The 9,369-nt window shown below is 33.6% G+C and carries 8 protein-coding genes and 3 tRNA genes; 10 read left to right on the top strand and 1 reads right to left on the bottom strand.

Annotated features, from left to right (window positions below):
- Nucleotides 1–34 precede the first annotated feature (34 nt).
- From C3E88_RS11535 to thrS, 10 genes are all read left to right on the top strand, one after another.
- A complete protein-coding gene (locus C3E88_RS11535) occupies nt 35–235 on the top strand; it encodes a cold-shock protein (RefSeq protein WP_236910334.1) in 201 nt (66 codons plus the stop codon).
- Nucleotides 236–343: 108 nt separating this feature from the next.
- Nucleotides 344–1,219, top strand: a complete 876-nt coding sequence (gene hslO / locus C3E88_RS11530; RefSeq protein ID WP_236910333.1) for an Hsp33 family molecular chaperone HslO — start codon at nt 344–346, stop codon at nt 1,217–1,219.
- A 50-nt stretch (nt 1,220–1,269) separates the two neighbouring features.
- Nucleotides 1,270–1,345: transfer RNA gene (locus C3E88_RS11525), tRNA-Phe, on the top strand.
- 8 nt (nt 1,346–1,353) lie between these two features.
- A tRNA-Gly gene (locus tag C3E88_RS11520) sits at nt 1,354–1,428 on the top strand.
- A 140-nt stretch (nt 1,429–1,568) separates the two neighbouring features.
- Nucleotides 1,569–1,643, top strand: a tRNA-Cys gene (locus C3E88_RS11515).
- Nucleotides 1,644–1,734: 91 nt separating this feature from the next.
- Nucleotides 1,735–2,499 carry a DUF6873 family GME fold protein gene (locus C3E88_RS11510; protein ID WP_236910332.1) on the top strand — a complete coding sequence of 255 codons (765 nt, stop codon included), beginning with the start codon at nt 1,735–1,737 and terminating at the stop codon, nt 2,497–2,499.
- A 51-nt stretch (nt 2,500–2,550) separates the two neighbouring features.
- Nucleotides 2,551–3,402: a putative sporulation protein YtxC gene (ytxC, locus tag C3E88_RS11505; RefSeq protein WP_236910331.1), complete on the top strand. Its 852-nt coding sequence runs from the start codon at nt 2,551–2,553 to the stop codon at nt 3,400–3,402.
- A 123-nt stretch (nt 3,403–3,525) separates the two neighbouring features.
- The gene (gene hisS, locus C3E88_RS11500) at nt 3,526–4,845 is read left to right on the top strand and encodes a histidine--tRNA ligase (RefSeq protein ID WP_236910330.1); all 1,320 of its coding nucleotides are present in this window, start codon (nt 3,526–3,528) and stop codon (nt 4,843–4,845) included.
- Nucleotides 4,842–5,408: a hypothetical protein gene (locus tag C3E88_RS11495; protein ID WP_236910329.1), complete on the top strand. Its 567-nt coding sequence runs from the start codon at nt 4,842–4,844 to the stop codon at nt 5,406–5,408. The genes hisS and C3E88_RS11495 overlap by 4 nt, the downstream gene beginning before the upstream one ends.
- Nucleotides 5,409–5,737: 329 nt before the next feature.
- A complete protein-coding gene (gene thrS / locus C3E88_RS11490; protein ID WP_236910336.1) occupies nt 5,738–7,648 on the top strand; it encodes a threonine--tRNA ligase in 1,911 nt (636 codons plus the stop codon).
- Nucleotides 7,649–7,687: 39 nt separating this feature from the next.
- Here thrS and ftsH read toward each other — a convergent pair whose 3' ends face one another.
- Nucleotides 7,688–9,238: an ATP-dependent zinc metalloprotease FtsH gene (gene ftsH, locus C3E88_RS11485; protein ID WP_236910328.1), complete on the bottom strand. Its 1,551-nt coding sequence runs from the start codon at nt 9,236–9,238 to the stop codon at nt 7,688–7,690.
- Nucleotides 9,239–9,369 lie beyond the last annotated feature (131 nt).

Raw genomic sequence — 9,369 nt, 5'->3', positions numbered from 1 at the left:
TCTATTAAATTGTTGTATTGGAGGAATGTTTTAAATGGTAAAAGGTACTGTAAAGTGGTTTAACGCTACAAAAGGTTATGGTTTTATTTCCACTGAAGAAGGCGAAGATGTATTTGTACATTATTCAGCAATCGAATCTGAGGGATTTAAAACTTTGGAAGAAGGACAAAATGTTGAATTTGAAATAGTTCAAGGAGAAAAAGGTCCTCAAGCTACTAATGTTATTAAACTATAATCCTGATTCTCTTTTATACGTTTTATAACGGTAGCAATCAAGCCCCTTAATAGGGGCTTTAAATATTTAAAAAATAATATAAAATAATATAATACAAAGGAGTATGTTATGGAGGATTATATTATTCGTGGGATAAACAAGGATAAGACTTTACGCTTGTTTGTTGCAAGCTCAACTAATCTAGTAGAAAAAGCAAGGAGAATACACAATACTTCTCCTACAGCCACTGCTGCTTTAGGCAGGGCTTTGACAGGAGCGGCTATGATGGGAATTGCCATGAAAGGTGAGAAGGATTCTTTGACCTTTAAAATAAAAGGTGATGGGCCTGTTGGAAGCATCGTAACCGTTGCTAACAACAGAGGAGAGGTAAAAGGATATGTGGACAATCCATATGCAGATGTTCCTTCAAGAGCCGATGGGAAATTAGATGTAGGTGGATTAGTAGGTAGAAATGGACAGCTGGTAGTCATAAGGGATTTAGGTTTAAAGGAGCCCTATATTGGTATGGCTAATTTAGTATCTGGGGAAATTGCGGTGGACCTAGTCAACTATTTTTATATATCTGAACAACAGCCATCAGCAATAAACTTGGGAGTTTTAGTGGATAAAGATATTTCCGTGAAGGCTGCAGGTGGTTATATGCTTCAATTGCTCCCAAATGTTGCCGAAGAGGATATTGATAGAATAGAAGAAATATTAAGTAAAGCAAAGCCTATTTCAACTCTAATAGATGAAGGTCTAACTCCTGAAGAAGTGATGGAAGAGCTATTCGGTATATTTGAAATGGAAGTACTAGACAAAAAACCAATAGAGTTTAAATGTAATTGTAAAAGGGAGAAGATCGAAAGTGTGCTACAAAGCTTAGGTAGAGAAGAAATAGAAGATATGATCAAAGAAGATGGGAAAGCTGAAGTGGTGTGCCATTTTTGCAATAATAAATATCTATTTTCTGAAGAAGATTTGCATAAATTAATCGATAATTAGCTATTGACTTTATTAAAATAATCTTGTATACTATCAATTGTGGTACACAAGCCCAGATAGCTCAGTAGGTAGAGCAGGGGACTGAAAATCCCCGTGTCGGTGGTTCGATTCCGCCTCTGGGCACCAGCTTATTTGCGGAAGTGGCTCAGTGGTAGAGCATCGCCTTGCCAAGGCGAGGGCCGCGGGTTCGAATCCCGTCTTCCGCTCCATACAAATTCTAAAATGGCGGCATAGCCAAGCGGTAAGGCATAAGCAGGGAACCAAAATCGTGTATTTCGATTTTGTGTGAATCGCTTAGTCGGAGCCGTTAATGCTGGTAGAAAGTATTTTTATTCACAAATTCTAAAATGGCGGCATAGCCAAGCGGTAAGGCAGAGGTCTGCAAAACCTTTATTCCCCAGTTCAAATCTGGGTGCCGCCTCCATTAAACCTCCTATTATAATAGGAGGTTGTTTTGTGTTCAAATTTGTGATAATTATATATTTAACGATAATACATATAAGAGGATGGAGATTATGTCAAAAAACCCTTTTATTCCACTAAAAAAGGCAAATACTATAATAATTGATGGCAGAGTACCTACTGAGATTATAGGTAATTTAAAAAAGCTTAAGTTAAATATAATACCTACAATATCATGCAAGGATGTAGCAAGTCCAATATCCTACCACCCAGATATAGTTATGCATCCGGTTGATCACAATACTTTGATTATAGCACCTAATGTTTTTGAATACTATGAGGAAAAGCTATATGGTTTGGGTATAAATTTAATCAAAGGTGAAACAAAATTAGGTAAAGCCTATCCAATGGATATTGCATATAATGTTGGTAGGATGGATGGTTTAGCTGTACATAATTTTAAATATACTGATGAAAAATTAAAATTTTATCTCAAGAAGCAGAGTTTGGAGTTTGTTCATGTAAATCAAGGGTATACTAAATGTTCGATGGCCATTATCGATAATAAAGCTTTTATAACAGCAGATTATGTGATAAGTAAAAAAATAAAAAATTTAGGTTTTGATGTATTGTTAATAGAGCCAGGGTATATTGAGCTACCAGGATATGATTATGGTTTTATTGGTGGTACTTGTGGGAATTTATCTAGAGATGATATCTTACTTACCGGTAAGCTTGATTCCCATCCTGATAAAGAGAAGATATTAAAATTTATAAAAAAATACAGAAAAAGGCCTATATGGTTAAGTAATAAAAAGATTGTAGATGTTGGAACTGTAATTGGTCTATACTGCCAATATAGTAACTCTTTATATTGAATAGGCAGGTTCCTAGAGAGCATACTAGTAACAGAAGGGAGTGAATAGGAAATGAACGTAACTATTGGACTAAATAAGGATATGGATAAAGCGATAGAAATAGTACATGGTTATTTTCCCGATGAAGAAACAAAGATTGACAATAATATTTATGATTCTAGATATATTATAGATGTAAATTTAGATAGTAACAAATCTATAACTTATAAGGAATTTTCTAATAGTATTGCTAAAGCTGTATTGGATATCATACTATATGTGTATTCTGAAGATATTATCAATAGAAATCTTTATATCTATAGAGAGGATTTAAAAGTCAATGAAAGGAAAGAAATAGCTAAAATATCGAAGGAGCTACTATTAGATAGAAAAAACTTTTTAGCGGAAAAAGAGCATATATATATGGAAATAAAGGATTATTTATTTAATAATACTACTATATTAATTGATGGTTTCATTACATTTAGACTGGAAGGATTAGATTTTTTAATAGATTTAGCTGTTGAAAAGGGGATTAATGAATTTACTGTTGAAAAGGAATATAGGGAGTTTATAAAAATATTGCAATATTTCGTTGAATCACAAGAACCAAAATATGATTTAGTCAATCTAGTTTTTGAAGACATGGATTATAAATTATTTGATGATAAAGGCAATACCATTGATAAGGATTTTTTCTCAGAAATTATTACAGAGATAGATAATACCAACATAAGCAAGGACGACATATTGATAAGTACATTGATCGTAATAGCACCGAAAAGGATAGTTTTACACTTAGATGAAAAGTTTAAAGACGAAGATGTAGTAAAAGTGATTGTTAATGTATTTCAAGATCGAGTATATACCTGTCAAGGATGTGAAAAGTGTAATAGAGAGATAAAAGTTAAAAGAGGAAAATAATCAGAAGTTGGATTTTGCAGCTTCTTTTTATTTTTTCATGAAATAATATAGGATTTTATTTGAAAAAGTTTATATACATGATATCATTATAATAAAATACATATGGTTTGGAGGGGTACATATATGACTAATAATATAATAAAACCATCTATATTGCCTGGTTTTATGGAGTTACTTCCATCAGAGCAAATATTGTTTAATAAGATGTTAGATATTATAAGAGATAATTATGAGAGGTTTGGATTTTTACCTATAGATACACCTGTAATAGAAAAAGCAGAGGTGCTATTGGCTAAGGGCGGTGGAGAGACAGAAAAACAGATATATAGATTTGAAAAGGGAGATACGGATTTAGCATTAAGATTTGATTTAACAGTACCCCTAGCCCGTTATGTGTCACAATATTTTTCTGAGCTAACTTTTCCCTTTAGAAGATATCATATAGGAAAGGTATATAGGGGAGAAAAGGCTCAAAGAGGTAGATTTAGGGAGTTTTATCAATGTGATATAGATATAATAGGCAATGGGAAACTGGACATAGTTAATGATGCAGAAATCCCGAGTATTATATATTCTACTTTCAAGGATTTGGGATTTGATTCCTTCACTATAAAAATCAACAACAGGAAAGTATTAAAAGGTTTCTTTGAAAATTTGGGAATTTCAGATTCTACGGAAGTCTTAAGAACTATTGATAAGTTAGAGAAGATAGGATTAAATAAAGTAGAAGATGAACTAAAAAAGCAAGGTTTGGATCAGAATACAATTAAAGAAATCACCCAATTTATACAGATATCAGGGACTAATGAAGAAAAGTTACAAAGCCTAGAGGAATTAAAAATAAAAAATGATATATTTCAAGAGGGGCTAGAGGAGCTAACTGCTGTAAATCATTATGTAAAGGCTTTTGGGGTGCCTGAAGAAAACTATATTATCGATTTGACTATAGCAAGGGGGTTAGATTATTATACAGGTACAGTATATGAAACCTTCCTAGATGATTACCCGAATATAGGAAGCATTTGCTCAGGGGGTAGATATGACAATTTAGCTGGATACTATACTAAGCAAAAACTTCCTGGGGTAGGTATATCCATAGGGCTTACTAGACTGTTCTACCAATTAACTGAAGCAAAATTAATAAAATGCGAAGATGTTTCGTTAACTAAAGTATTGATCATTCCAATGAAGGGTTGTTTAGACCAAGCTATAGAAATAGCAAGTGGTTTAAGAGAAAAGGATATAAACACCCAAATATATATGGAAACAGGAAAGATGGGAAAAAAATTTGGATTTGCAGATAAGCTTGATATTCCATTTACTTTAGTCATTGGTGAAGAGGAAATTAAACAGGGAAGGTATAGCCTAAGGAATATGGAAACTGGAGAACAGGAGATGCTATCTATGGAAGAATTAATAACAACCTTAGGGGATGTTAAATGACACGAGAGAGGGCATTTTTTGTGAAGGGTATAAATCTATTTCGAATTTTGATTTCGATTCTGATAATAGTCACTATTATTTGCAGTATTAAGCTGGAACAAAAAAGGCTAGATACTAATGAATATAAAAAATTTCATGACAGATTTAAGAGGGATGAATATATTGATAGTGTAGTCCATCTATATACACCTTTTGATTTTTTAGGTATAGTAATCGTTATATTTTCTATATATAGCATGTGGAGTTTTCTACTTTATAGAAATATAGATGGGAGACTGTACAAGCTCATACTAGCATTAATATTTGATTTTGCAGCTATAATGAAGGTCTATTCTGGATATCAGTGGATTTCCTATGCGAAAATATCCGTTATTAATGAAGGTTTGATTATTCAAACTATCCTAATAATAAAACCTTATTTATTTGCTTTTGCATTTTTAGGTACTGGTAAGCTTTTTAAGCAAAGCATAGAAAAGGAATATCAAAAAGAAGTTAAAAAGGTACGAGCATCTGAATATGGCCAAAAGTGGATTGCATTTAATGACAAACTGGCAAAAAAATAATTCAAATTAATAAATATTTCTTGACCTTTTGGGTATATATAGTTATAATATATAATCAATATAAGCTCAATATATAAAGGCGTTGAAGGGAAGAGTAAGTCAACTGATCCTTAAAGAGAAGGGAGTGCCTTAGGCTGAAAGCCTCCCAAAGAGATTATCGACTGAAGACCACCCCTAAGCCGTATCCTAAGCTATAAGCTGAAGGATGTCCGCAAATTTGCGTTATTAAAATGAGAACCAATTAGGGTGGAACCACGAGAGTAAACCTCTCGTCCCTGCTTTGTGCAGAGACGAGGGGTTTTTTTATTGAAATAGGAGGAGGTATTATGATGGAAAAGATAAAGATAACCTTACCAGATAATTCGGTTAAAGAATATGACAAAGGTATTACGGTATTAGAAGTTGCAAAGGATATTAGTGAAGGATTAGCTAGAGTAGCCCTAGGTGCTGTAGTCAATGAGGAAATTAAAGGTATGCAGGAGACTATTGATGAAGATGCCAGTGTTAGGATTGTCAAATTTGAAGATAAAGAAGGAAAGGAGATATTCTGGCATACATCAGCTCATATAATGGCTCATGCAGTAATGAAACTATTTCCTGATGTGAAATTTGCTATAGGCCCAGCTATTGAAGATGGTTTTTACTATGATTTTGATACTGAACATAGATTTACGCCGGAGGATTTAGAAAAGATCGAAAAGGAAATGGTTAAAATTGCCCGGGAAGGCCATGTTATGGAAAGGCTTGTTATGGCTAGGGATGAAGCTTTAGAATACTTTAAAGAAAAAGGCGAAGTGTATAAAGTAGATCTTATAGAAAATTTACCTGAAGATGAAGAGATATCCTTTTACAAACAAGGAGACTTTGTAGATCTGTGTGCTGGACCTCATCTATTGGATACTAAAAAGGTTAAGCAGATTAAACTACTAAGCATTGCAGGAGCTTATTGGCGTGGAGATGAGAATAATAAGATGCTTCAAAGGATATATGGAACTTCTTATGAGAAGAAGAAGGATTTAGAAGAATATCTTCACAGACTAGAGGAGGCTAAGAAGAGAGACCATAGAAAATTAGGTAAGGAGTTAGATTTATTTAGCATTCATGAAGAAGGTCCTGGATTTCCATTTTTCCATCCAAAAGGGATGGTTGTTAGAAATATATTAGAGGACTTTTGGAAGGAAGAGCATGCAAAAAGAGGCTATGGAGAGATAAAGACTCCAATGATCCTAAATGAAGATCTATGGCGTAGATCAGGCCACTGGGATCACTATAGGGAAAACATGTATTTTACAGAAATTGATGATAAGGATTATGCTATAAAACCAATGAATTGTCCTGGTTCTATATTAGTATATAAGTCTCAAATGTATAGTTATAGAGATTTACCTTTAAGATGGGGTGAATTAGGTTTAGTTCATAGACATGAACTTTCTGGTACTCTCCATGGATTGATGAGAGTGAGAAGTTTTACTCAAGATGATGCTCATCTATATATGTTGCCTTCTCAAGTGAAGGATGAGATTAAGGACATAATAGATTTGGCCGATTATATATATAGTGTATTTGGATTTAAATACCATGTGGAGTTATCCACAAGGCCAGAAAACTCCATGGGTACTGAGGAACAATGGGAATTGGCAACAAATAGCTTAAAAGAAGCTTTGCAAGAGAAGGAGATAGAGTATACTGTAAATGAAGGAGATGGAGCTTTTTATGGTCCGAAAATTGACTACCATCTAGAGGATGCTATTGGAAGGACTTGGCAATGTGGTACAATTCAATTGGATTTTCAAATGCCTGAAAGATTTGATTTAACCTATGTGGATAAGGATAATGAAAAGAAACGTCCAGTTATGGTTCATAGAACTATATTAGGAAGTATTGAAAGGTTTATGGGAATATTGATAGAACATTATGCAGGTAAATTCCCTGTATGGATTGCTCCAGTTCAAGCTACTGTTCTTCCAATATCGGATAAATTTAATGATTACGCTTACGAAATAAAAAAAGAAATGGAAAATAGAGGTATTAGGGTAAGTATAGATGATAGAGCTGAAAAGATCGGATATAAGATAAGGGAAGCTAGACTTCAGAGGATACCATATATGCTTATCGTAGGCGAAAAAGAAGTAAAGGATAGACTGGTATCTGTAAATAAAAGGGATGAAGGGGATATAGGACAGTTTAAAGTACAGGAGTTTATTGATAGTGTGCTAGATGAGGTAGAAAATAGGATATAGTAAAAAAAGAGCAGGTAAATTTACTTGCTCTTTTGCTATCTATGTTGCACAATCCATAGGTTTTTCATATAGCTTAAATATATCATCTAGTTCATCGCTATTGATAGTTTCCTTTTCCAGTAGTGTATCTGCTATATGGTTTAATATATCCTTGTTTTCTTTAAGTATTTTTGTAGCTTCTCTATATCCTCTATCCAGGATATCTTTGATTTCCTTTCGTATCATATCATAGCTGTGTCGAATATGGTGTTCGTCTAAGGCCATAGGACCTAGAGAGCTCATTCCATAGCTACAAACCATTTCTTTTGCTATGTGAGTGGCTTTATCTAAATCATCTTTGGCTCCTGTTGTAACCTCATCAAAAATCAATTGTTCTGCTGCCCTACCTGCTAATAATCCTGATATCTTGTTCATCAATTCTTGTTTAGTTAATAGATATCTATCTTCATCAGGAAATTTTAGTACATAACCTAAAGCCTGACCTCTAGGGATAATGGATATTTTTTGTACCATATCTGTTTTAAGTATTTTGGACACTATAGCATGACCTGCTTCGTGTATTGCGACAGTCTTTTTTTCTTTTAATAGCACTGTAGGATTTTTTACTTCAAGTCCTGCCAATACCCTTTCTATAGCTGCATCGAAATGCTCTAGATGGATTTTGTTATTATTATTTCTTACAGCAATTATAGCGGCTTCATTAGCTATATTGGCTAAATCAGCTCCTGACAGTCCATGAGTTTTTTTGGCGATGTCTTCGATATCTATTGATTTATCTAAAGGTTTATTTTTTGTATGGACTTTAAGTATTTGCTCTCTCGCCTTCATATTAGGATTTCCTACAAATATATGTCTGTCGAATCTTCCTGGTCTTAACAAGGCTTCATCTAATAGATCTAATCTATTGGTAGCTCCTATGATGATTACCGTTTCATCGGTATTGAATCCATCCATTTCCACTAGTAGTTGATTGAGGGTTTGATCCTTTTCATTGTTTGATTCTAGATTTCTCTTTGTACCAATGGCATCGATTTCGTCAATAAATATTATGCTTGGGGAATCTTTTTTGGCTTTTTCAAAAAGGGTCCTTACCCTTTTAGCTCCAACTCCTACATATTTTTCTACAAATTCAGATCCGCTAGCATAGAGAAATGTAGAGCTAGTTTCACCAGCTACCGCTTTAGCAAGTAAGGTTTTGCCTGTACCAGGAGGTCCATAAAAAAGAATTCCTTTTGGGATCTTTGCTCCCATTCGCCTATATTTATTTGAGTTGTTGATGAAATCTATTGTTTCCTGGAGCTCTTCTTTTATTTCTTCTAAACCTGCTACATCTTTAAAAGATATGCTAGGTTTATCCCTATCCCTACTGTTATCTTTTTCGTTACTTAATACTGAGGGAACTAGTTGAGGTTTAGAATGGGTTTTGATATAGTAGATCAAAAATCCTATGGTAAGGATCCAAACAGTTATCCTATCCCCTAATTTCATTTCCTTCAAGCTTGGTGATGGATAATACAGATCGTAAATTAATATGGTAGATACAACTAACCCAATCACTAGCAATAAAAAAGACAATTTTTTTCTATTCAATTTATCCCCACCTTAATTCAATATTTCTAAAATATAGTGTAACCATTTACATTTTTAATATAAAAAGAATTGTGTTAAAAGTTGTAGGAAATAATATGTAAGGATATAATGTATATGAAAGATGGTATTGG

The organism is Clostridium sp. Cult3 (assembly GCF_021655115.1).
Lineage (GTDB): Bacteria > Bacillota > Clostridia > Tissierellales > Tepidimicrobiaceae > PPXY01.
This window is presented reverse-complemented; position numbering and strand designations above follow the sequence as displayed.

Bases quoted from the DNA above. Each gene is read 5' to 3' on its own strand.
- C3E88_RS11495 (WP_236910329.1), top strand. From the start codon at position 4,842: ATGACACGAGAGAGGGCATTTTTTGTGAAGGGTATAAATCTATTTCGA.
- C3E88_RS11535 (WP_236910334.1), top strand. From the start codon at position 35: ATGGTAAAAGGTACTGTAAAGTGGTTTAACGCTACAAAAGGTTATGGT.
- C3E88_RS11510 (WP_236910332.1), top strand. From the start codon at position 1,735: ATGTCAAAAAACCCTTTTATTCCACTAAAAAAGGCAAATACTATAATA.
- hisS (WP_236910330.1), top strand. From the start codon at position 3,526: ATGACTAATAATATAATAAAACCATCTATATTGCCTGGTTTTATGGAG.
- ytxC (WP_236910331.1), top strand. From the start codon at position 2,551: ATGAACGTAACTATTGGACTAAATAAGGATATGGATAAAGCGATAGAA.
- hslO (WP_236910333.1), top strand. From the start codon at position 344: ATGGAGGATTATATTATTCGTGGGATAAACAAGGATAAGACTTTACGC.
- thrS (WP_236910336.1), top strand. From the start codon at position 5,738: ATGGAAAAGATAAAGATAACCTTACCAGATAATTCGGTTAAAGAATAT.